This window comes from Serratia sp. PAMC26656 (assembly GCF_016469055.2).
Lineage (GTDB): Bacteria > Pseudomonadota > Gammaproteobacteria > Enterobacterales > Enterobacteriaceae > Serratia > Serratia plymuthica.
In genome coordinates this window covers 2,771,601-2,794,750 of the sequence record NZ_CP150486.1, presented here as the reverse complement: position 1 = coordinate 2,794,750, position 23,150 = coordinate 2,771,601, and the positions used below count along the sequence as shown (strand labels likewise).

Genomic DNA, 23,150 nt, shown 5'->3' with positions numbered 1-23,150 from the left:
GGCGATAGCCTTTCTTGCCGCCGGAACCTTTTCTATGACACACCATCTTCTGATACTGGTTGAACTTGCGCACGAACATCATGCCCGCCTCGAACTGGCTGGTTTTACCGTCCATGCCGCCAGCTCGGTAGCGGCATGGACGGCGCAAAAACCAAGGATCGATGTACAGGCGGTGCTAACCAACGGTTCCATTGGGCTCAGCGCAGACGAAATATCCGCACTGCCGGCGCTTGAAATCATCTGCGCACTCGGTGCGGGCTACGAAAATATCGACCTGACGGCCGCACAGGCGCGGGGTATTGTCGTCACCCATGGCCCCGGCACCAATGATGCATCGGTTGCCGACCATGCGATAACGCTGCTGATGGCCATTGCCCGTGGGATCCCACAGGCCGATGCGGCCGTTCGCCGGGGGGAATGGAAGCAAGCACGGCAACCGCGCCCGATGGTTTTCGGCAAAAAACTGGGGATCCTCGGCCTCGGAAACATCGGTATGCAGATTGCCCAGCGTGGGGCCAGGGGTTTTGAGATGCCCGTGGCTTACCACAACCGCCAGCCGCGTAACGACACGCCGTATCGCTATTGTGCAAGCCCGGTTGCCTTGGCCGAATGGGCCGATTTTATGGTGATCGCAACCCCTGGCGGCAGGCAAACCAGCCACATTGTTAACGCGGAGGTGCTTGATGCTCTGGGCCCAAACGGCTTTTTGATCAACATTGCCCGCGGTAGCGTGGTAGATACACCGGCGCTTATCAAGGCCCTGCAACATCAACGCATCGCCGGCGCGGCTCTTGATGTGGTAGAGGGCGAACCTGCCGTACCGCCGGAACTTGCGCAGTTAACCAACGTTATTTTAACGCCGCATATCGCCGGGCGGTCTCCCGAGGCCATTGCCGCAACGGTCCAGTTGGTTATTGATAATCTGTCGGCACATTTCCTGGCAGAACCGTTGCTTACGCAGGTGATTTCAGGTGACAATGTCACTTAACAAGAGCCAGGCGTGTTAATTTGCAGCATCTAAACGACGTATTTTGGCGAAATCTGCAGGCCCAAAAATTGCTGAAAGAACAAAAGGTGAGCGCGTTGAATACCAATATTTATGGTCAGCCAGTTGGCTTTTCCTTACCTGAGTGGCAGCCGGTATCTCTCCCAGCCCAGAGGCCGCTTAACGGTCAATACTGTAATCTCTTGCCCCTTGAGATAAGCCACTGCGAAAGCCTATTCCATGCATTCTCTCTGGCAGAGGATGACAGAGACTGGACCTGGCTTGCCGCAGAAAGGCCTGTCTGTTTACAGGAAATGATGTTTTGGCTTAAGAATAAAATCGAAGACAGCAGCCTTGTTTCATGGGCCGTGACGGACGTAAAAAGTGCCGCTCCAGTTGGAGTTGTCTGCTTTAGCAATATGGATACGGTTAACGGTGCGCTGGAAATTGGGCATGTCACTTGGTCACCGCTGATGCAAAGAACCGCCATGGGAACTGAGGCCATTTACTTGTTGCTGCATAACGCCTTTTCTCTGGGTTATCGCCGCGTTGTATGGCGTTGTGATTCACTGAATGAGGCTTCAAGGAAGGCAGCCGAGAGAATGGGGTTCATATTTGAAGGGCGATTTCGTCAAGCCATGACCCGTAAACAGCGTAACCGTGATACCGATTGGTTGTCTGTTATAGATACTGAATGGCCGGTCATCGAGCACTCTCTTGTTGGCTGGCTTTCACCTGAAAATTTCACTGGAGACGGCACACAGAAGCTTAGGCTTGAGACGTTTTTTCTAAGCAACAAGCCTTGAAGATACGTCCTTAGCAATAGTAAAAGTTGAAAAATTGGTTGCTGAGTAGGATTTTCATCGGTAACTATTGGCGCATTCTGTAAGGCCAGAGGTGCCAATCTTTCTCAGATTTCACGTAGCGCGATCAAAAAGAAGAGGGCAAATGACACATTCTGCGGCCGCGAAGATCATCACTTTATACGAACAGCATGCTGAAGCCTGGAAAAGGTTGCGGACAACGGATCTGTTTGAGCGACCCTGGCTGGACAGATTCCTGAATCTGGTACCGACAAATGCAAGGCTCCTGGATATCGGTTGTGGTAATGGAACGCCGATCGCTGAATATTTCATTCAACAAGGTTTTGGCGTACTGGGGATTGATAGCTCAGGATCAATGATCGACTCATGCTTGAAGACATTTCCGCATCAGCAGTGGCGAGTGGCAGACATGCGAGCATTGGCACTGGATGAAACCTTTGGTGGGCTGATTGCCTGGGACAGTTTTTTTCATCTTACTCGTAATGACCAACGTCAGATGTTCAACGTTTTCCGCAAGCATGCTGGCAGCAAAGCAGCATTGATGTTTACCAGTGGCACAAGTGATGGCGAAGCGATTGGCACATTTGAAGGCGAGCCATTGTATCATTCGAGCCTGGTGCCGGCAGAGTATCGACAGTTACTGCATGAAAATGGCTTTCGCGTTGTGAAGATGGTTTTCGAAGATCCTGAATGCCGAGGAAGAACAGTATGGCTAGCGCAAAGCACGATCTGAGGCAGGATGCAGATAAGGTCATGACAAAGGCCAAAACCTCAGAATCTACGTATTCCTACCTAGGTGCGCATAATGTATATTATGTTAAATTGTATCAATGGATATGCACCAGGCTATTCCTTTAGACTCTATCTCTCCTCACCTTCAGTCTTTGCCGGCTTCTTTCGCAGAATCTGCTAGGCGCATCCTTGCCGATTGTCCCGGTTTAAACATCCGGTCTCACTCATCGATCGCCGTGTCCTGATGAAAAAGCGTTTGCCAATGACCACTGCTTTCTACACCAGATTGACGAACGCGCTTTGCGACGAGCCACCTTGCCGTCTGCATCAAGTTGTAAACTTTTATATCTCAGCAACGCTCTCGGTAATCATCATTAGCTGACCCCTCGGCAAAAATCTGCGGATGACCAGTTTTCATTTCCAGTCCGGCAACTGTTTACCGTTTTTGTCATAGCGTTGTTCCAAACGGCTGGTTTCTTCAAAATCGTCATGCAGTAATTCGTCGACGGTATTTGCATTGTTAGGCGTCGCCTACAGATGGAGCTGGACCTCCAGTAATTGAAGCATGGGCATGAAACCGGTGGAATCGCTCAAAAGGCCCTTCTTTTTTGATCGCGCTACGTGAAATCTGAAATGAACTGGCTGCCATGGTCTTGCAGATTTAGCCAAAACGCACCGTTAATTCCCCCTTAAATCAGCCGATACCTCAGCACTTCCTCACTGTAACCATCGGCATTCTTTAGGTTCTTCGCCGTAGTTCGCAGAATTCTGACGGCTTCTGGCCAGCTCTCCTCATAAAGCATGCCAAAAGCCTCAGGGGCGGTTTCAATGTGTTCAGGTGAAATACCAAAACATCATCCGCGCAACCTTCATCTAATCGCCTAAATAATATGGAGTTATTCACTTGGTTATCTAATCTGCCATTTAACATAATTTAGTGACATTGTCACCAAATGTCACTATTGGTCCCCTGGTCCATAACGCGCTCCCACTGACCACCAATCTTACCAACTGGCTAGCCCTGAACAGCCACGAGCCGCAATTGGTTGTTGCTGGATCTCTTTCAGAACGCTGATAAAAACAGAGAAAATCTGGCAAAGATCTTTATCAGCGTACATCACAACACTTAAACGAAAGACAGCACCTCGTTAAGCGGTCGGCGGATTTTCTGCGTCAAACAGTCATCTTCCGGGTATCCAACTGCAACTATCATCAGGGGTAACTCATTGTCTGATAAACCGAATACCTCCCCAACTTCCTGCGGATTAAATCCAACCATCGGGCACGAACCCAGCCCCATTCCCTGTGCAGCCAGCATCAACGTCATTGCTGCGAGTGATGCAGAGCGCACAGCTTCATCGCGCTGAAGGATAAGGTCATTTTCATGGCTTGTTATGGCCTGGGATAACCAGGCATCTGCGGTGCGTTGCGTCATTATTTTTGCTTCAACACTCGGCATAAGTATTGCGGGCAGAGGACGATATGCCGCCAACGAGCCACAGACAATGAACGCAACAGAGGCATCGGCAATTTTCTGCTGGGCAAACGCTGTATCCTTCAGTTTTTCCTTCCCTTCCTGAGTACGCACCGCGATAAATCGCCAGTTTTGCATGTTATAGGCTGAAGGTGCTTTGGTTGCCTGGCGCACCAGCTCAGCAATAGTTTGATCCTCAAGCGGGCGATCAGGTTGAAAACGATTAATGGAAACGCGTGAGGTGATTGCGTCAAGCACCGAAATTGTCATTTGTATACCCTGTTTAAATGAAGAGTTGATGGTTTTAACTAGCGCGAACTGACGTGCGCTGTACAACCAGCACGCTAATCAACACGATGATGAATCCAAAGAGAGCCGTGCTACTGAGGGTCTGAGAAAGCATGATCCAGCCGAGCAAAACGGCAGTTAACGGGCTGAGTAATCCCAATGAAGCCACCGCAACACCAGGAAGACGGGTGATGCCACGGAACCACAAGCCGTAAGCCACAAACGCGCCGGCAAGGCTCAAATAGGTGTAAGCGGCATATTGTGAAGCGGTCAGTGTGGGTAAAGGTGCGTCTAAAAGCCACGCCGCGGGGGTTAACATCATTCCGCCCAACACCAGTTGCCAACCAGTCAACGCCATTACAGGCATGTTGATCTGCCAGCGGCGTGTTAACCAGACGCCGGTTGCCATGCACCCCGCTCCCAGCAAAGCTGCGGCTATGCCAATAGGCTCAAATATTGTCTGGGGTGAAAGTAGCAATATTGCCATGCCAAATACCCCCGCCAACGCAGCCCATAACGTGGTTTTTTTGGGCGAATGGTGGTCAACCGCCCAGAGTAGCACCATCACCAGAAGCGGCTGGATCGCACCCAGCACTGCGGCCAGGCCGCCGGGCAACCGATAGGCAGCAACGAATAATAGCGCCTGAAAAATGCCGATATTAAGTGCGCTGAGGATCAACAATCGCCCTATTTCACGGTACGCAGGAATGCGGCGTGTGAACAGCAATAGCAAGAGCCCAGCAGGAAGAACCCGGATCAGTGCCGCAGTGAAGGGTCGATCTGGTGGCAAAAGTTGCGTTGTCACAATATAAGTTGACCCCCAGATAATCGGAGCCAGAGCCGTCAGGAGGACGTCACGCCAGTGAGAAAGAGAAAATGAAGTACCCATAATTTTGCCTTTACCTTCAATTCAAGATAAAATCAGTTTGTCCACCAATTAACTTGAAGTCAAGATAAATGAGCGATCTTATTAATCCATCACATGATGCCGTTGATGCCATTCTTGAGCAGTGGCAGCGTGAACGACCAGACCTGGATTGCAGCCCGATGGGGCCGATTGGGCGAGTAAAACGTTGTGCGGCACTGCTGGATCAGAGGCTTGAATTAGCGTTTGCGGAATTTGAGCTGAGTACGTGGGAGTTCGATATGCTGGCAACGCTGCGCCGCTCGGGTACGCCCTATAGTCTCAGTCCAACAGAGCTGTTTTCAACGTTAATGGTGACCTCTGGTACCATGACACATCGGCTCAAACGCCTGGAATCCCGAGGTTTGATCAGCCGGCAGGTGAATGCGAATGATGCGCGAAGTATGCTGGTGCAATTAACGCATGATGGAATGTTGCTGATCGATCGTGCCGTAGAAAAGCATGTTGAGAACGAAAAACACATATTGTCGGGGATCTCTGCCGAAACTCTGGGCGAATTAGATCGCCGCTTGGCGGACTTACTGAGATCACTGGATGGTTTTAATAAGTGTAGGTAGCAGTGCTGTGGGAGCAACCGCTGCTCAATACCCCGGCTCCTGGCGCCGGAGGCTGATCCAGGTTACAAGCCTGGCATGCGCGGGCTCTTGTTCAAGAGGCAACAGCTCGCCATTCCAGGCTAGTTCCGAAAAATCATAGAGGGTCAGCTCGTCTTCAGAGCCTGTTCAACGCTGGTTGCCAGCGGGGTCGTCGGGCGGCCGATAAGCCTGGATAACGCACCACCTGCATCGAATAACGCGCCCTGCGAAGCGCCCACATCCCAAGAGGCGATCGCATCGGCGAGATCTGCCGGCAGGCCAAAACTATGCAGTGCCGCCGCATAATCGGCTTCAGGAAGGTTATGGTAGGCGATGTCCTTACCCGTCTGACGGGATAGCTCATCTGCCAGATCTTTCAGTGTCCATGCAGTGTCGCCGGCCAATTCATAGATCACATTCGCGTGGCCGGAACCGCTCAAAATCGCCACTGCCGCTTCTGCAAAATCCTCACGGCTGGCCGATGAAATCCGGCCTTCACCGGCGCTTCCTATAAAAGCGCCATTGGCCAGTGCTGCGCCAACGGAACCGGTGTAGTTTTCGGTGTACCAACCGTTGCGCATGATCGTGTAGGAAAGGCCAGAGGCCTTAATCGCGGTCTCTGTTGCAATATGTTCGCCGGCCAGGTTCAGAGGCGATACGTCTGCATGGAGCAGGCTTGTGTAGACAATGTGCTTCACGCCCGCCTTCTTCGCGGCGGCGATCACATTGGCGTGCTGGGCGATGCGTTGGCCGACTTCACTCGAAGAGATCAGCAAAAGGCTATCGATACCGGCCAGTGCAGCGTCGAGCGAGTCAGGGTGCGCATAGTCGGCGGCACGTACGCTAACCCCTAACGATTGCGCTTTTTCCGGGTTTCGTACCAAAGCAACGATGTCGCTGGCCGCCACTTTCTGTTTAAGCTTATCAATAACGATACGACCTAACTGACCTGTAGCACCGGTGATGGCAATAGTCATGGCATAACTCCTTGAAATTTGATTTTGCGGTTAATCACGACTCGACTATAGACCAGATACTAACTTATAGTAAGTACGTACAAAAAGGTAAGTGAGGCATGATTTCACCTGTCCAAAGAGGCTCTATGACAAACTCCTTAGTTGAACCTTTATCCGAAAAAATGTTGCGCGGCGACGTAATGATCGCGGCCTGTCCTTCACGCGAAATCTTGAGCCATCTTACCAGCCGCTGGGGAGTTCTTATTCTGATCGCGTTGCTGCCCGGAACACTGAGGTTCAGTGAAATTCGCCGCAGGATCGGGGGAGTAAGCGAGCGAATGCTGGCTCAAACTCTGCAGTTATTAGAGAAAGACGGCATGATAAACCGCTATGACTACAACATCGTCCCGCTACGCGTAGAATACACGCTCACGCCACTTGGAAAAGAAGCTGCGGTCAAAGTTCGGGATTTAGCAGACTGGATCGAGAACAATTTGGCGGCACTAACACTGTCGCACAATAGCCCCGATGCAGTTGCCTGATAGGGTGTACCGGTCATTTTCAGCAGACGGCCCCAGACCTCGAAGAGCACTCTTTACCCTTCGAGGTGTGGTAACGGGATAACTCCCTCTCACGGGCGATAACCTTTCGTCGCCTGAGGTTAGCCGCGGGCTTTCAAATGCAGCATGGAGTAATGCTCATAGTGGCCAACGCCATTCTTCACAATGGGATCTTCCGCTGTGATGGCCGCGATATCCTGCTCATCGGGAATTTGGTAGAGCGAGACGCCATAGCCGCCCTTTTCATCAATCACCGGGCCATGAGCCACGATCACCCCCTGGGCAAGTAGCCCGTTCAAAAAGTCACCGTGCTGCTGCATCCATTTTTGTTCGTCAGCAGACATCGTGGTCAGGAAATTCGCTCGCGGCGGTATAAATTTGCACAGATAATATTTCATGGTCAGTCCTTCATTGAAGTCATTTAAATTTCATTTAAACGTCGCAGACATTATTTCTGCTTATGCAGACTTCACGCTTTTCAGAATTTCACCTTCAAAGATTTTTGGCATGTGGTGCTGAAGGAACAGGATTATTCTGCTCATTTTCCCCACAGGATTGCTGAATTTCGGTTTCTTCGCCGTTATCAGGCCGGAAATGGTTTTGATCACCGCATCAGGCGCTTCGGCTTCATCAATACCCTTCTGCGTTGCGGCCATGGCTTGTTTGCGATAGCTGTTGTAGTCGGCAATGTCACGGCCTTCTGCGGAAATGGCATTGTGAGCCAGGTTGGTTTTAAACCACATCGGCTCGACCATGCTGACTTTGATATTGAATTGATCCAGCTCGAAGCGCAGAGATTTGAAATAACCCTGAACGGCGTGTTTGGAAGCCGTGTAATAAGACAGGTTTGGTGGGCCGATCAGGCCAACAATAGAACTGACCGTAATAATTTGCCCCTGTTTTTGCGCCCTGAAATAAGGCAGCAAGGCATTCGTCAGCTTAACCGTGCCCCAGAAGTTGGTTTCAAATTGTTGTCTGCCAAGTTCAATCGGCGTTTCTTCGGCAAGGCCGGTCACCATAAAACCGGCATTATTGACGAGCACATCCAGCTGTTTGGTGAACTGGAATAATTCGTAAACAAACGAGGTCATTGAGCTGTCGTCGTCAATATTCAACTTCAACAGCTTGAACGGGACGTTAGCCGCGTATTTCTCAGGTTCACGGCTGGTGCCGATAACGGTAAACCCCTGCTGGTGAAGGCTGTTGGCGAGCATCAGTCCAAAACCCGATGATGCACCTGTAATTAAAACGGTCTTTTTCATAGTGATCTTTTCCAAAAGGCTGTGTGGTTTCACATTCCGCAGTGCAATAGAGATATCAGTGATGGATAAATGTGCCGCTGGCACGTACCGGCACCGTCAGGTTGCAGTGATGACCCGGCTTAAGTTAGTATCGTTTTAGTAGTTAGTCAATACAGAAATGATAGTAACAAAAAGTCGGCGCAGGCGATCCTGCATGATAGTATCGTTTCAGTAGTTAGTGAGGTAAAAGCTATGAGCACAAATTCCTATTCTGAAAACATCTGCCCTATCGCCCGCAGCGTCGCTTTTCTCGGCGATGCCTGGACTATGCTGATCCTGCGTGATGCCAATTCCGGGATGACGCGCTTTGATCAGTTCCGCAAAAGCCTGGGGATTGCCCCCACCATGCTGACCAAACGGCTGGCGATGTTGACCGAGGAGAATCTGCTTGAGAAGCGGCAGTATTCGGAGCGCCCATTACGTGAAGAGTATATTTTGACAGAGGCCGGCCGCGACTTTTTGCCGGTGCTTATCATGATTGGCGCCTGGGGGAGAAAGCACCGTGGCGAAGGCAAGTTGCTCCGTCTGCTGGATGCCGAGGCGGGAACTGACATCAACGCTATAGCCATTGATACCGTCACCGGGGCCGAGATTGGCACCCGCGCAATCCAGATGGTGCTGCCGGAATGATATAGCCTGCGAGGCCGGCAAAATTCTTTATTGAACGGACAGTGACACGAGGGATTCGGCATGTATGCCACAGAAAAACACATGATTGTTGTGGGCGCGGGAATTATGGGTGCATCGATAGCCTATCACCTGGCCAGCCGCGGGATAAAAGTGACCGTTATCGATAAAAGCCAACCAGCGTCTGGGGCTACCGGCAGCTCTTTTGGCTGGATACACACTACGGTGAGTGATGATGCGCCAGATGCCCTTCTTCGTCGCGCCTCGGTGGCGGATTGGCGCCGGCTGGAAAAAGAGATACCGGAACTCTGGGTGAACTGGACGGGAGCGCTCAGTTACGACGATTCTTCACTGGAGAGCCAGGCCGACGATCACTTGCTTCGGCAACCTGGCATATCCCAGCTTGAACCTGCGCTGAATAACCCGCCGCAACGGGCTTATTATGCACAGCAAGATGGGGCCGTTGATCCCATAGACGCCACCCGCGTCCTGCTGGATAAAGCCTGTAGTCTCGGGGCCACGCTGAAAAGCCAGACTGCGGTAATTGGCTTGACCCGAGAAGGAAACCAAATTACCGGTATCGAGACTCCGGAGGGCGTATTGCAGGCGGATTGCCTCATCCTGGCGTGCGGAACGGGCATCTCGCCCCTGCTCGATTCCATTGGTACCCCGCTTCCGATCATGGCTTCGCCGGCCATTTTATTGCGGTACGGCGTGACAGGCCACGTAGTTAACACCCTGATTTCAGGCCATGACATAGAGGTTCGCCATACCCGCAACGGGGATCTTTTAGCCGTGGAAGATTATCCGGCAACGGGCGGAATTGATGGCGTCGCCTCTGACACGCTCGCGGCGATGAAAGTCGCCTTAAAAGGCACAGAGTCGGCGCAGTTGCTTAGCCAATCGGTGGGGCTGCGGCCTGTGCCGGAAGATGGATGCCCGGTCATCGGATTCATGGGTGATGCAACAGGCGTTTACGTGGCGGTGATGCATCCGGCAGTGACCTGCGCAGCCACCCTGGGGAGGATGATAAGTGAAGAGTTGGTCAGCGGTAAGCCGCTGGAAATGCTTGAAAGTTATCGGCCGGCGCGTTTCTTCTCTGGCCAAGGCTGCACTTAAGCGGTTCACAAGGTAGCCAAGCACAGCCCTATTCGTGCAGGCGGCGCGCCGCCGCTGAAGCGTTATCCAGCGCGGTGGCAAATACCGCCTGCTGATCCGGAGTAAACTGCCTGAGGAACAGCTCGGCCACCGTGGCCTGATAAATGGCCCACATCCGTTTGCGCAACTCTTTCCCCTTCGCTGTGATGCTCACAAACGCCGCCCGGCCGTCCTCGGCCGAACGAATGCGGCTCACCAATCCCTCTTTTTCCAGCCGGTCGACCAGCCGGGTCAGGTTATAGCGTTCGATCACCAGTACATCCGCCAGCTCATGCATTCTGCGTGAACCTTGCGGGTGGCTCTCCAGTCCCCACAGCGTGTCATACCAGGCGTACGGCGGTAGCCCCGCCTGCGACAAACGCTGCTCAATTTCGCGGATCATCAGCCGATGAGATCGCACATAAGAAAACCACAGATCGGGTTCACCTGAAGACATGATGCATTTTCCTTCCAGATACGATTGCATTTGCAATTGCATTTTACACTGATAGTATGCTCGTCGCCATTGTTGCAATTGCAATTGATAATAAGTCTTGCTCAGTCATGGGATGGATTGACGCAGGTAACCCAAACCCGGCTCGCCGAGCCGGTTAATCGCACTTGGAGAATTGTCATGAACTCACCTGATGTCGACTCGCAGGAAACCCACGAGTGGCTGGCAGCAATGGATGCCGTTCATACGGCCGAAGGCCGCACGCGCACTCACTATCTGATCGATCAATTGCTCGATCAGGATGTCATCCGGCACGGCGACTTGCATGGTCGGGTCACCACTCCTTACCTCAACAGCATTTCAAGAGAACGGCAGCCGGTCTACCCTGGCAACCTTGAGTTGGAACAGCGATTGAGCGCCTATGTGCGCTGGAACGCGATGGTCATGGTATTGCGCGCCGGGAAACACTCCAATGTCGGAGGACACATTGCCACTTATGCCTCCGCCGCCGTGCTGTATGAAGTTGGGTTTAATCACTTCTTCCGCGGCCGCACCGACAGCTTCGATGGCGATATGATCTACATTCAGGGCCATTCGGCGCCGGGCATTTACGGCCGCGCCTATCTGGAAGGCCGCGTCAGCGAAGCGCAGTTGGACAATTTCCGCCGGGAAGCCGATCGCGATGGTCTGTCCTCCTACCCGCATCCCCGTTTGATGCCCGACTTCTGGCAATTTCCAACGGTTTCCATGGGCCTAGGGCCGCTCACTGCCGCCTATCAGGCCCGCTTTATGCGTTATCTGGAATATCGCGGGTTAAAAAAACCTCAGGGTCGCAAAGTCTGGGCCTTCCTGGGCGATGGCGAGATGGATCAACCGGAATCTCTGGCCGCGATCGCACTTGGCGGGCGAGAGAAACTGGATAATCTGATCTTTGTCGTCAACTGCAACCTCCAGCGGCTGGATGGCCCGGTGCGCGGCAACAGCAAGATTGTCCAGGAGCTGGAAGCCACCTTCCGCGCGGCCGGCTGGCAGGTAATCAAAGTGATGTGGGGCGGTGGCTGGGATGCGTTGCTGGAACGCGACCAAAGCGGCCTGCTGCGCCAGCGCATGATGGAATGCGTCGACGGCGATTATCAGACCTTTAAATCGCAAAGCGGTGCTTACGTGCGTGAACACTTCTTCGGTAAATACCCGCAATTGCTGCAACTGGTGGCAGACATGACGGACGAAGAGATCTGGGCACTGACCCGCGGTGGCCACGATCCGGAAAAAGTGTACGCGGCTTATGCGCAAGCCAGCAGCCACAGTGGGCAACCGACGGTGATCCTGGCTAAAACCGTTAAGGGATTTGGCATGGGTGAAGCGGGAGAAGGCCAAAACATTAACCACCAGTTGAAAAAAATGAGCGCCGACGCAGTACGTGCCTTCCGCGATCGCTTCGCGCTGCCGGTCAGCGACGCTCAACTGGAGGAAATGCCTTATCTGAAACCCGCGCCAGACAGTGAGGAAGCGCGCTATTTCGCTGCCCGTCGCAGCCAAATGGGCGGATATGTGCCTGCGCGCATTGCCACGGCAGAAACGCTGCCGATCCCGCCGTTGAGCGCATTTTCGGCCCTGTTGAAAGACAGTGGCGAACGCGGCGCTTCGACTACCATGGCCTTTGTTCGCATCCTCAGCACTCTGCTGAAAGATCCGCAGTTGAGTGAGCGAGTAGTACCGATCGTCCCGGATGAATCACGCACCTTTGGCATGGAAGGCTTGTTCCGCCAGATTGGCATCCACTCTTACCTTGGCCAACTCTATACTCCGCAGGATGCGGGCCAGCTCAGCTACTACAAAGAAGCGAAAGAGGGGCAAATCCTGCAGGAAGGTATTAATGAATCCGGAGCCATCGCCTCTTGGATCGCCGCCGGCACCGCGTACAGCAACCATGGCTTGACCACCATTCCGTTTTATATCTTTTACTCCATGTTCGGGCTACAGCGCGTCGGCGATCTGGCCTGGGCCGCCGCCGATGCTCGCACGCGCGGTTTCCTGCTGGGTGCCACATCGGGCCGCACTACACTGATGGGCGAAGGTCTGCAGCACGATGACGGCCACAGTCACGTCCTCTCCTCCGTGATCCCCTCTTGTATATCTTACGATCCCACCTTCCCCTATGAACTGGCGACCATTGTGCAAAATGGCCTCCAACGCATGTATGCAGAACAGCAGGATATTTATTACTACATCACTTTGCTCAATGAAAATTACCCGCAACCTGAGATGCCGGCAGGCGCCGAAGCCGGGATACTGCAAGGCATGTATCTGTTCCAATCCGCACCGGCAGACCACCAGCCACAGGTGCAATTAATGGGCAGCGGCGCCATTTTGCGTGAGGTGATCGCCGCCGCCCGGTTACTGGTCGATGACTTCTCCATCGCCAGCGAGATATGGAGCGCCACCAGCCTGACCGAACTGCGCCGCGAGGGAATGAAAACCGAGCGTTGGAACCTGCTGCATCCTGAACAACCGGGTCGCACCAGCTATGTCGCTCAATGCCTGAAAGGCCACGTGGGTCCATTGGTGGTCGCGACGGATTACATGAAAATCGTCGCCGACCAAATCCGCCCCTACGTTCAGGATCGCCGTTTCGTGGCACTGGGCACTGACGGCTTTGGCCGCTCGGACACCCGTGAATCGCTGCGGCGCTGCTTCGAGGTGGATCGCTATTTCATCGCAGTGGCAGCGCTTAAAGCCTTGGCCGATGAAGGCATAATCGCGCCGACGCTGGTCAGCCAGGCCCTGCAACGCTATGGCATCGACAGCGATAAGCCGGATCCGGCCAATGTCTGATCCCTATTCATAACGATGAGTGACAGATTTGCCACCTTAGGAACACAGGGAATCAAGATGCCAGAAATAAGACATGCCGTGGTGCCGGACATCGGCGACGACCAGCCAATCCCGCTGGTCGAGATACTGGTTGCCGTGGGGGATTACATTGCGCTGAACCAGGGGTTGATTACCCTGGAATCCGACAAGGCGACGCTGGAGATCCCCGCCACCTTCAGTGGCCGCGTCACCGAGCTGCTGGTCAAGCCGAATGACAGGCTGTCGGCCGGTAGCCCGATCGCCGCCATTGAGGTCGAAGAAGAGACGCCAAGCGAACCGCTGCCGGTGAACGTTGCCGTACCAGCGCCCTCACCCGTGCCGACCATGCCCGTTGCCGTCAGCGAGCCGACAGCGCCGGCCCGCCCGGGTACTGCAGCTTATGCCAGTCCGCTGGTGTACCGTTTAGCTCGCGAGCTTGGGGTGGACCTGCAGCGGTTAACCGGCAGCGCCCGACAGGGGCGCATTACCCGCAATGACGTTATGCAACATGTCAGATCCGCTCTGAGCGCTCAACCTCAGGCGACGTCAACACGCGCAGCGGCGTTGCTGCCGTGGCCTGAGGTCGATTTCAGCCGGTTCGGCGAAACCGAACGCCGGCCGCTAACGAGGATCCAAACGATGTCGGCCGCTAACCTGAGCCGAAACTGGGCGTTGATCCCGCATGTAACGCACCATGATCACGCCGATATTACCGAGTTGGAAGCGCTGCGGGTAACGTTGAACCGTGAAAACGGCCCGGAAGGCGTGAAAATTACTCTGCTGGCATTTCTGCTCAAAGCCAGCTCCGTCGCGTTAAGGGCGTTTCCTCAGTTCAATGCTTCGCTGGATATCGACGGCAAACAGCTGATTATGAAGAAGTACCTGCACATTGGTTTTGCCGTGGAAACGCCACAGGGATTGGTGGTGCCGGTAGTGCGCAACGTCGATGAAAAAAGCGTGACGCAGTTGGCGCAGGAGATCGCCGCATTGAGCAAAAAGGCGCGTGAAGGCGTATTGACAGCCTCAGAGATGAGCGGCGGCTGCTTCACGTTGTCCTCGCTGGGGGGCATTGGCGGGCTGGCGTTTACCCCGATCATCAATGCGCCGGAGGTCGCGATACTGGGGATCTCGACCGCGTGTTGGCAACCGGTGTGGGACGATAGGGAGTTTATTCCCCGCCTGCTGTTGCCGTTGTCGCTGAGCTACGACCACCGGGTGATTGACGGTGCCCTCGCCGCTCGTTTTAGCGTTTATCTGACCGGTCTGTTGGCCGATATCCGCCGTCTGTTACTCTGAGCCATTACCCTGCACCGGGCCATTTCCGGTGCAGGGTACACGCATTTACTTTTTTTCAAACAGACGCATGACGGAAATATAAAACACCGGCACAAAAAATATCGCCAGCAACGTCCCGCTGATCATGCCGCCAAAGACGCCTGTACCAATGGCGTGCTGGGTTTTGTCACTGGCGCCGGTAGCGAGCATCAACGGCACGACGCCCAGCGTAAAGGCCAGTGAAGTCATCATAATTGGCCGCAGCCGTTGTTTGGCCGCCAGCAATGTCGCGGCAATGATATCCATCCCCTGAGCACGCAACTGCCGGGCGAACTCGACGATCAAAATGGCATTTTTGGTAGAAAGTCCGATGATGGTGATCATCCCCACTCTAAAAAAGACATCATTCGACATGTCTGCCACGATGACCGCACATACCGCCCCTGCCAGGCCCAATGGCACGACCAACATCACCGCCAAAGGCGTTGACCAGCTTTCATAGAGCGCGGCCAGCACCATAAATACGACCAGGATAGAGAGCAAAATAAGCATGGGGAGCTGAGCGGTGGATTCTTTTTCCTGTAATGCACTGCCGGCCCATTCGGCTTTAAACCCCTGGGGCAATTCGCTCGCCAACCGCTCCATTTCCGCCATGGCGGCACCGCTGGACTCACCAGGCGCAGCGCTGCCCGTCACCTTTAACGCCGGATACCCCTGATATCGGTTTAATTGGCGTGGTGTCTGAGCCCAGGCAGCAGTAACGAAAGCGGAAAGCGGCACCATTTCGCCCGTTTTGTTTTTGACTGAAACCTTCAGTAAATCCGTTAACTGCATTCTGTAAGCAGTGTCGGCCTGGACGATAACCTGCTGAACACGGCCGTTGTCCGTATAGTCATTCACATAATAAGAACCCGAAGCGGCAGATATCGCCTGGCTAATATCGTCAAAAGAAATGCCGAAAGCTTCCGCTTTTTCCCTGTCGACATTCAGTGAAACACTGATGCCCTCCGCTAAGCCATCAATGTAAACATCCATTAATACCCAACTTTGATTGGCAAGATCGACAAGTTTTTCCGTCGCCTGCCTCAACGCGGAATAACCTTTTCCGGCACGGTCTTCAATATACAGCGTGAACCCCGATGAGGTCCCCATATCAGAAATAGCCGGTGGCAACAGGCTTAGGGTGTTGGCGTCAGGTACGCTGCTTAATGCTGTCTGAACAAAATCGGCTTCGTCCTGAGCGGTCTCGCCGTTCCGATATTGCCAGTCTTTTAACGTGGTAAACGCCAGCGCCGTATTGGGGCCCGACCCCGAAAAACCAAAACCGAGGATCGAGATATTGTTCGCGATAACCGGACGCGTCGCTATGGTCGCTTCGAAGCGCTCCACCACGTCGCGCGTCCGCGCCATAGTGGCATCTGAAGGCAGTTGAATCGATGACATGAAGTAGCCCTGATCCTCTTCCGGCAAAAATGATGAAGGCAGGTTTTGCAAGGCCACCAGCAGTGCGCCGCAAATCGCGACATAAAGCAGTATCGTTCTCCCGGTACGCTTCAACACATATCTCAGTCCTGACTGATAACGAACGGATAAGGCGTTAAAATAGCGATTGAACCCGCGTGAAAATTTGCCACCAGGGCCTTCTTTTTGGGTGTGCGGTTTCAATAAGGACGCGCAGAGGGCCGGCGTCAGCGTCAGGGCCAAAAAGGCTGAAAACAAAATGGACACGGCCATCGAGAGCGTAAACTGTCGGTAAATGACGCCGACCGAGCCACTGGCAAAACCCATCGGGATAAACACGGCAGTCAACACCAGGGTAATGCCGATAATTGCGGGGGTAATTTCTTTCATTGCCTCGCGTGTAGCCTGTTTCGGCGACAGCGCCTTTTCTTCCATCAGGCGTTCCACATTCTCCACAACCACGATCGCATCATCCACAATAATGCCGATAGCCAGTACCATGCCGAACATTGTCAGGACATTAATGGAAAAACCGCTGAACAGCATGATGGTGAATGTGCCCAACAGCGCCACCGGCGCCACAATGGCGGGAATAAGAGTGCAACGTATTTTGTGCAGAAAAAGCAGCATCACCAGGAAGACCAGCACCATCGCTTCAATGAAGGTCTGGACGACTTTCTCGATCGACAGTTTGACAAACGGCGCCGTATCGAAAGGAACAGAAAACGTCATCCCCTGCGGCAGGTTTACCGAGAGTTCAGCAAGACGCGCATGGATCCCTTCAGCCGTACTGATGGCGTTCGCGCCAGGGGCAAGCTGGATCGCAGCCGCCGTCGCGGGCAAGCCATTCTCACGGATCGCAAATGCATAGCTTTGCAGACCTGATTCCACTCGAGCGACATCCGCCAGCGTTAAGCGCGAGCCATTGCCGTTCGCTTTAATCGTAATATTCCGAAATTCCGCCAGAGAAGAGAGCTGTCCTTTCACCGTAAGCGGATAAGTCACCCGCTGCCCGGTTGCCGCCGGCTCATCGCCAATGCTGCCCGGCGAAACAAAAAGGTTTTGTTGGCTAAGCGCGGTGATCACATCATTAACCGACAGCTTATAAGTGAACATTTTGACGGGGTCCAGCCAGATGCGCATGGCCTTCTCTGCCCCAAATAACTGGACTTTACCGACCCCAGGTACCCGTCGCAGCTCATCGGTGACATTACGGGCAAAATAGTCGCTCAGATCGGCTTCCTGATATTGTCTGGAAGGTGACTTCAACCCCACCATCATCAGAAAGCCCGAGTTCGCGGCCTCAACGTTCACGCCATTTTGGCGCACCACTTGCGGGAGGCGAGGTTCAACCACGTTTATTTGGTTCTGAATATCCACCTGGGCGAGTTTGATGTCTGTGCCGGGTTTAAACGTCACCGTAATGGACGCGATCCCCGACGTGTCGCTGGACGACTCAAAATAAAGCAGGTTATCGACCCCCGATATTTCACGCTCGAGAAGGGAGATCACTGAGGTGTTCATTGTCTCCGGCGTAGCACCGGGATAGGTAGCGGTTATCGACACGCTGGGCGGTGCAACGGCCGGATATTGGGCCACCGGTAATTGGGGAATGGCCAAAATACCGCCAAGAATAATGAATAGCGCTATCACCCAGGCAAAAACTGGCCGTTCAATAAAGAACTGGGACATTTAATGATACCCGTATTGATTTAAAAGCGATTTAGAGGCCCGGTATACATCCTTCATGCACAGTTAAAAAACCGAAAAGCGCTAACCTCCCTCCCCGGTCTCGGTGTTCACCCGCTTACCAATGTCTTTAAGCTCTGAGTATTTTTCCAATAGCTGCGGGCCGTCATCAAGGCTTGTGGCAAACATCCACATATACGTCATTACCGAGTAAATATGGCCGGCAGTGATGCCCGCCGACTGAGTCATCCATGCAATGGTCAGGCTAAACAACAAGGCAACCAGCGCACCAATCGACAAATACCCCAACGCTTCGCGATCGGAGAGCCGTATGCGCAATTTGGCCAATGTCAAATAATGCCTCTCGAGGGAAAGCACGGTGGCCTTATTAACGAAATCCACTTCTTTTTCAAGGCGATTATTAAGCTTGTTGTACAGCGCTTCGTTTTTACGGGCATAACGGGAAAGGAAACAGGCCAGAAAGGTCAGTATGACCAGACAAGCGACACCCGCCCAGAATTCAATGACCAGCAACATCACGGCGGCCCCTAGCATGGCGGCCAGCGACGTGATGAGCGTAGGCAAATGCAACTCGAAGAAATCGACGAACTCTCTCGATAAGGCTACGCGCGCGGCCACGGTTGAAGGGTTGAGCCTGTTTTTGCGTTGCGTCATGACCACCGATACCGCCAAAGCGGCATAAATTCTGGCAAAGGTGCGTGTATCCACGCTTCGGCGTGCAGCGCCAAGGCACCACATGAATAAGATCATCACGCCATACAGCATCGCGTTTAACATCTGCCCCGACAAAATGGCATTAATGGAAATGCCGGCCAGCATCGGATACAGCAGATACATGACGTTCTCTGCAACAACCAGCAGGAAGGTAAAAAACAACTTTTTGCGGTGGCGCCTTGCCAGTGATTTCAACGTGTTGGACGCGCTGCCCGCCACGGGCGGTGCCGTAATGTTTTGACTGTTCATTGTGGTTGTTTCTGTTAAAATTAGAGCGATTGCTCAAAACAATGAATTCATGCTATTTGAGCGGCTGCTCAAAGTCAATGGGAGGAAAGAGATGAAAGGCAAGTCTGAGCTGATGAGAGACAAAATTCTGCATGGCGTTGTAGAACTGTTTATAGAAAAAGGCATTGAGAAAGTCACCACGCGCGAGCTTACCGAGTACGTAGGCATCTCTCGCAGTCATATTTATCACTATTTTAAAGACTGGCAATCCCTGTGCCTCGAAGCCTTAACAAACTTCATGCACCGCGAACTGGAAGAATTCCGCACTCTCATTGCACCCTTACCCGCCGCTCAGAAACTGCAAGAATTTATTGATGGCATGATCTCCGAAACGCCGGCCCCCACCAGGAAGCTGTATGGTTCCTTATGGCTGCTCTCCACGCATAACGAAGCCTACTCGGGTCTGATGCAGTCTTTTTTAGACGAGTGGCATCAGGTGCTGACGCATATCATCGAGTCAGGCATAGAGGAAAAAACGTTTCGCCACGTGGACGCACAGCGCGTAGCGCGGCAACTGGACGCCATGCTGTTTGGTTACGGTGAACATCTTTTTACCCTGCCTTCTGCGCAAGCGTTGAAACAGGCGGAAGAAGACATTGACGATTTCATTCAACGAAACTTGCTGCTCACCGACAACAAATAGAAAGGGCAACGGGGGTGGCTACCTCTGCAGCCACCCCGTGAGTTTGTTATCAGAACCAGGCTTCCCACATTGCGCCGACGTTGAACGAATCCAGTTGGGTATCGTCGTCGGTGCCATTCACGCGTGCGGTATGTTTGTTATCCACCTCGCCGCCGGTGACGTAGAAGCGCAACATAGGGCGGAACTCCGGCCCCATCGCAATCGAAATATTCTGCGACAGCGTGAGTTTCCAGCCGTGGTTATCGCCGCCCTGATCGTAGTCTACCCGTTGGTAACCGGCCTCCAGCCAGGTTGAATGCACGTCGTTCCACCAATACATTGGCCGCACAATCGCGCCGTAGTTGCGGCGATTATCAGCGCCGTCGGCGTCGTTGGAATAATCATGGAAAGCGAGCAGGTATTCCACCTGCGCCTGTTGGGTAAACTTGTAGTTCCCTTCGAAGCTGGCGTAGACCGCCGTCAACTCGTCCGTTTTGTTGTAGACGCTGTTATCCGCATTGTTGGAGTAACGGGCGATGACCTTGTTCACGCCTTTGTCGCCGGTATGGCTCAGCACCACGCCACCCTGCCAGGCCTTCAGGCGGTCATCGCTTTCCACCGCTTTCGAGTCAAAGCCGTAGTTGGCGTAAAGCTCCAAATCCAGCGGGCCAACCTTCATACCGTGAATTTTTGAGGTCAGCGCGTAGTTGCCTTTATCACCGGTGCCTGAGCCACCGGTACACGTGATACGCGACGGGTTGGCTTCGTCCTCCGCCACTCTCGGATTACAGGATTCCACGGCAGCGACGGCGGCGACGTCAAACTGCACGCCGCCGATATCAAAGTTCTTCACCCCGGCGCCCTGACCGTCGTGATTCATCCAGAAATAGTCGTTAATACCCTGTTGCGGACGCTGATGAAAATCGCGGCCGGCCCACAGATAGGCATTCGGATTGGAGGCCAGAATATTGGTGACGCCGGCGTAGGCTTTTTTGAGGTTCACCTCATCGCCCCAATGGTCGAACATCACATTGATGTCCCAAATTGCGCCGTTATCGCCTTTGAATGCTTTAGAGAGCTGGAATTCGCCGCCATTGCCTTCGTTGCCCAAACGGCCCAGCGCGGACGCGCCGTTGTAGGAACCGTCAACGCCGACGAATTTCTGATCGCCGCCCTGGAACTGCGCGCCATAGCGGGCGTAACCGGAAAATTTGACGCCAAACGGGATCGCCATATCCGGCGACTGGGCGGTGCTTTGCGGCTCGGTAATCACATCGGCCTTTTTGTTTACGGCGGCATCTATTTTCGCCTGCCGTTGCGCCAGGGCTTTATCTACCGCTTTGGCCACGATGGCATCGATTTGTTCTTGCGTAAATTCTTGAGCGAGTACGGATCCAGAGCAAAGCGCGGCCATTACCGCCAGCGCTATTGGCAATTTATTATATATTTTCATGGTTATCTCAATTGTACACACGTGATCCTCTCCGCCGCCTGAGGGCAGCGTTAATGATATTGTGTGGGCTGGTTTATTTTTAGATAACAGCCATCCTGTTCTGGTTTTAAAAAAACAACCGTGCTATCACCAAAACAAGCTGATTCTTTATTATTTGTATGGGTACAGAACAGTTAAATAATCTTCGTAATTATTTCCCCTTGTTGGAATGAACAATGTGCTGTTAGCGTTGGTAAAGATGAATGATCTCTTCCGATAATTCACGCGCCAGTAAAGATGTCATTAAATGATCCTGTGCGTGTACCATAATTAAAGTCATTGGCTGCCGGGCTTCACCGGCATCCTGCTCGATCAGCTTGGTTTGCATCTGATGCGCCTGCCGCGAGAAACCATCGGCCTGCTGCAACAGCGCTTTGGCTTCGCCGATGTTGCCTTCTCGTGCGGCGCGCAGTGCCTCAAAGCACAGGCTGCGCGACTGGCCGGCATTGACGATAATCTCCATGACCGCTTCTTCCAATTCAATCATCATTTGTCTCCTGTCCGTTAAACCCATTATCTGCGGCGGTAGCGGCAAACCACTCCCCGCTTTTCTTGACGGTGCGTTGCTGGCTGGCTAAATCCAATTGCACCAGGCCGTAGCGATTTTTATATCCGTTGCACCATGACCAGTTATCAATAAACGTCCACATGTGATAGCCGAGGCAATTGCTGCCTTCGCTAATGCCTTTATGCAGCCATTTAAGGTGTTCGGAGACAAATTCAATACGATAGCGATCGTTGATTTGGCCGTTTTCAATAAAGCGCTGTTCGTTTTCCACACCCATGCCGTTTTCGGAAATAAAACAGCGCGGATTGTCATAGTTAACGCGCAAATTGGTCAGAATGTCATAAATACCCGGTTCGTAAATTTCCCAGCCGCGATAAGGGTTCATTTTTCTGCCGGGCATTTCATAGTTTTCGAATAACCATTCAGGCATAAAGGGCGCCAGTGGGTTTACGGCGCTGTCACGGCATTTCACGCGGCGTGGCTGATAATAATTAACACCGAGCAGGTCAATCTTTCCTTCGGCAATCAGCGCCCGATCGCCGGGCTGGCAGGCCGGAAGCTGATCCCAGGTTTTCAGCAATGCCACCAGATCGGCCGGATATTCGCCACGCAACACCGGATCGAGGAAACTGCGGTTAAACAGCAGGTCGGCGTGGTGCGCGGCACTCAGATCCGCCGGATTCTGCGAACGCGGGTAAGACGGCGTCAGGTTCAGCACGATACCGATCTCCCCGGCGTAAAGCCCGGCCCGAAACGCCCGTACCGCCGACGCATGCGCCAGCACCGTGTGGTATGCCACCGTCGCCGCCCGCTTAAAGTCGACCACGTTGGGGTAGTGGAAATCATACAGGTAGCCGCCTTCGACCGGCACAATCGGCTCATTGAAGGTGAACCAATGCATTACCCGGTCGCCAAACAGCTCAAAACAAACCTGCGCATAGCGGCTAAAGGCCGCGACCACGTCACGGTTTTCCCAGCCGCCCTTCTCCTGCATCGCCATCGGCATGTCAAAATGGAACAGCGTAATAAACGGCTTGATGCCCTGCGCCAGCAGCTCATCAATCACGTTGTTATAAAACGCTACCGCTTGCGGATTCACCTCTCCCGTTCCGTCCGGGATCAGCCGCGACCAACTGAGGGAGGTACGAAAACTGTTATGGTTGAGCTGTTTCAGCAGCGCGATATCCTGGCGCCAGTTCCGGTAAAAGGTCGACGTCTCCTGCGGGCCAACCTGCTGATGAAAGCGCCAGGGTTGATTGGCGTACCAGGTGTCCCAGATTGTCGGGCTTTTGCCGCCATACAGGCTGTCCCCTTCGGTTTGCAGCGCGGAGCTGGCGCTGCCCCACCAAAAGTGCTCGGGAAATGCGTATTTCATGGTTCGGTTCTCCA

The 23,150-nt window shown here is 53.3% G+C and carries 21 protein-coding genes; 10 read left to right on the top strand and 11 right to left on the bottom strand.

The features are described 5' to 3' along the window. Positions 1 to 34 precede the first annotated feature (34 nt). The 3 genes from JEM67_RS14185 to JEM67_RS14175 all read left to right on the top strand — a co-directional run bounded on the left by JEM67_RS14185 (position 35) and on the right by JEM67_RS14175 (position 2,542). Positions 35 to 988, top strand: a complete 954-nt coding sequence (locus JEM67_RS14185) for a 2-hydroxyacid dehydrogenase (RefSeq protein ID WP_199635885.1) — start codon at positions 35 to 37, stop codon at positions 986 to 988. Positions 989 to 1,083: 95 nt separating this feature from the next. Continuing rightward, complete coding sequence (locus JEM67_RS14180) at positions 1,084 to 1,791, top strand: GNAT family N-acetyltransferase (protein ID WP_199636099.1); 708 nt, start codon at positions 1,084 to 1,086, stop codon at positions 1,789 to 1,791. Between the two features lie 142 nt (positions 1,792 to 1,933). Then, on the top strand, positions 1,934 to 2,542 hold the full coding sequence (locus JEM67_RS14175) for a class I SAM-dependent DNA methyltransferase (RefSeq protein ID WP_199635884.1): 609 nt from the start codon (positions 1,934 to 1,936) through the stop codon (positions 2,540 to 2,542). Positions 2,543 to 3,667: 1,125 nt separating this feature from the next. On the opposite strand, the gene JEM67_RS14170 is transcribed toward JEM67_RS14175, so the two are convergent. Together JEM67_RS14170 and JEM67_RS14165 are read right to left on the bottom strand one after the other, a co-directional pair. Continuing rightward, positions 3,668 to 4,285: a nitroreductase family protein gene (locus JEM67_RS14170; RefSeq protein WP_199635883.1), complete on the bottom strand. Its 618-nt coding sequence runs from the start codon at positions 4,283 to 4,285 to the stop codon at positions 3,668 to 3,670. A gap of 34 nt (positions 4,286 to 4,319) precedes the next feature. Beyond that, positions 4,320 to 5,192 (bottom strand): EamA family transporter, encoded by an 873-nt coding sequence (locus JEM67_RS14165; RefSeq protein ID WP_199635882.1) that lies wholly within the window; start codon positions 5,190 to 5,192, stop codon positions 4,320 to 4,322. A gap of 68 nt (positions 5,193 to 5,260) precedes the next feature. Here JEM67_RS14165 and JEM67_RS14160 point away from each other — a divergent pair, with 68 nt between their 5' ends. Beyond that, the gene (locus JEM67_RS14160) at positions 5,261 to 5,785 is read left to right on the top strand and encodes a MarR family winged helix-turn-helix transcriptional regulator (protein ID WP_199635881.1); all 525 of its coding nucleotides are present in this window, start codon (positions 5,261 to 5,263) and stop codon (positions 5,783 to 5,785) included. Between the two features lie 143 nt (positions 5,786 to 5,928). Here JEM67_RS14160 and JEM67_RS14155 read toward each other — a convergent pair whose 3' ends face one another. After that, positions 5,929 to 6,780: an SDR family oxidoreductase gene (locus JEM67_RS14155; protein WP_199635880.1), complete on the bottom strand. Its 852-nt coding sequence runs from the start codon at positions 6,778 to 6,780 to the stop codon at positions 5,929 to 5,931. 98 nt (positions 6,781 to 6,878) lie between these two features. Between JEM67_RS14155 and JEM67_RS14150 the strand changes: the two genes are divergently transcribed. Then, a complete protein-coding gene (locus tag JEM67_RS14150) occupies positions 6,879 to 7,301 on the top strand; it encodes a winged helix-turn-helix transcriptional regulator (RefSeq protein WP_199635879.1) in 423 nt (140 codons plus the stop codon). A 119-nt stretch (positions 7,302 to 7,420) separates the two neighbouring features. Here the strand turns inward: JEM67_RS14150 and JEM67_RS14145 are convergent, their stop codons facing one another. Beyond that, the gene (locus JEM67_RS14145; protein ID WP_199635878.1) at positions 7,421 to 7,717 is read right to left on the bottom strand and encodes a YciI family protein; all 297 of its coding nucleotides are present in this window, start codon (positions 7,715 to 7,717) and stop codon (positions 7,421 to 7,423) included. Between the two features lie 60 nt (positions 7,718 to 7,777). Next, complete coding sequence (locus JEM67_RS14140) at positions 7,778 to 8,665, bottom strand: SDR family NAD(P)-dependent oxidoreductase (protein WP_370576148.1); 888 nt, start codon at positions 8,663 to 8,665, stop codon at positions 7,778 to 7,780. A 147-nt stretch (positions 8,666 to 8,812) separates the two neighbouring features. Between JEM67_RS14140 and JEM67_RS14135 the strand changes: the two genes are divergently transcribed. Both JEM67_RS14135 and JEM67_RS14130 read left to right on the top strand, forming a co-directional pair. Beyond that, positions 8,813 to 9,250: a winged helix-turn-helix transcriptional regulator gene (locus JEM67_RS14135; protein WP_013812932.1), complete on the top strand. Its 438-nt coding sequence runs from the start codon at positions 8,813 to 8,815 to the stop codon at positions 9,248 to 9,250. 60 nt (positions 9,251 to 9,310) lie between these two features. Next, positions 9,311 to 10,366: an NAD(P)/FAD-dependent oxidoreductase gene (locus JEM67_RS14130; protein WP_199635877.1), complete on the top strand. Its 1,056-nt coding sequence runs from the start codon at positions 9,311 to 9,313 to the stop codon at positions 10,364 to 10,366. A gap of 28 nt (positions 10,367 to 10,394) precedes the next feature. Here the strand turns inward: JEM67_RS14130 and JEM67_RS14125 are convergent, their stop codons facing one another. Further along, on the bottom strand, positions 10,395 to 10,841 hold the full coding sequence (locus JEM67_RS14125; RefSeq protein WP_006325379.1) for a MarR family winged helix-turn-helix transcriptional regulator: 447 nt from the start codon (positions 10,839 to 10,841) through the stop codon (positions 10,395 to 10,397). Between the two features lie 177 nt (positions 10,842 to 11,018). Here JEM67_RS14125 and aceE point away from each other — a divergent pair, with 177 nt between their 5' ends. Further along, positions 11,019 to 13,673, top strand: a complete 2,655-nt coding sequence (aceE, locus tag JEM67_RS14120; RefSeq protein WP_199635876.1) for a pyruvate dehydrogenase (acetyl-transferring), homodimeric type — start codon at positions 11,019 to 11,021, stop codon at positions 13,671 to 13,673. A gap of 57 nt (positions 13,674 to 13,730) precedes the next feature. After that, positions 13,731 to 14,987 carry a 2-oxo acid dehydrogenase subunit E2 gene (locus JEM67_RS14115; RefSeq protein ID WP_199635875.1) on the top strand — a complete coding sequence of 419 codons (1,257 nt, stop codon included), beginning with the start codon at positions 13,731 to 13,733 and terminating at the stop codon, positions 14,985 to 14,987. A 45-nt stretch (positions 14,988 to 15,032) separates the two neighbouring features. On the opposite strand, the gene JEM67_RS14110 is transcribed toward JEM67_RS14115, so the two are convergent. Both JEM67_RS14110 and JEM67_RS14105 read right to left on the bottom strand, forming a co-directional pair. Next, complete coding sequence (locus JEM67_RS14110; protein ID WP_199635874.1) at positions 15,033 to 18,119, bottom strand: multidrug efflux RND transporter permease subunit; 3,087 nt, start codon at positions 18,117 to 18,119, stop codon at positions 15,033 to 15,035. Between the two features lie 81 nt (positions 18,120 to 18,200). Further along, the gene (locus JEM67_RS14105; RefSeq protein ID WP_199635873.1) at positions 18,201 to 19,100 is read right to left on the bottom strand and encodes an ABC transporter six-transmembrane domain-containing protein; all 900 of its coding nucleotides are present in this window, start codon (positions 19,098 to 19,100) and stop codon (positions 18,201 to 18,203) included. 91 nt (positions 19,101 to 19,191) lie between these two features. Here JEM67_RS14105 and JEM67_RS14100 point away from each other — a divergent pair, with 91 nt between their 5' ends. Then, positions 19,192 to 19,782: a TetR/AcrR family transcriptional regulator gene (locus JEM67_RS14100; RefSeq protein WP_199635872.1), complete on the top strand. Its 591-nt coding sequence runs from the start codon at positions 19,192 to 19,194 to the stop codon at positions 19,780 to 19,782. Between the two features lie 49 nt (positions 19,783 to 19,831). On the opposite strand, the gene JEM67_RS14095 is transcribed toward JEM67_RS14100, so the two are convergent. The 3 genes from JEM67_RS14095 to JEM67_RS14085 form a co-directional block, all read right to left on the bottom strand. Then, a complete protein-coding gene (locus tag JEM67_RS14095; protein ID WP_199635871.1) occupies positions 19,832 to 21,214 on the bottom strand; it encodes a carbohydrate porin in 1,383 nt (460 codons plus the stop codon). A gap of 223 nt (positions 21,215 to 21,437) precedes the next feature. After that, a complete protein-coding gene (locus tag JEM67_RS14090; RefSeq protein ID WP_013812924.1) occupies positions 21,438 to 21,740 on the bottom strand; it encodes a PTS lactose/cellobiose transporter subunit IIA in 303 nt (100 codons plus the stop codon). Continuing rightward, complete coding sequence (locus tag JEM67_RS14085; protein ID WP_199635870.1) at positions 21,733 to 23,136, bottom strand: glycoside hydrolase family 1 protein; 1,404 nt, start codon at positions 23,134 to 23,136, stop codon at positions 21,733 to 21,735. The genes JEM67_RS14090 and JEM67_RS14085 overlap by 8 nt, the downstream gene beginning before the upstream one ends. Between the last annotated feature and the right edge of the window lie 14 nt (positions 23,137 to 23,150).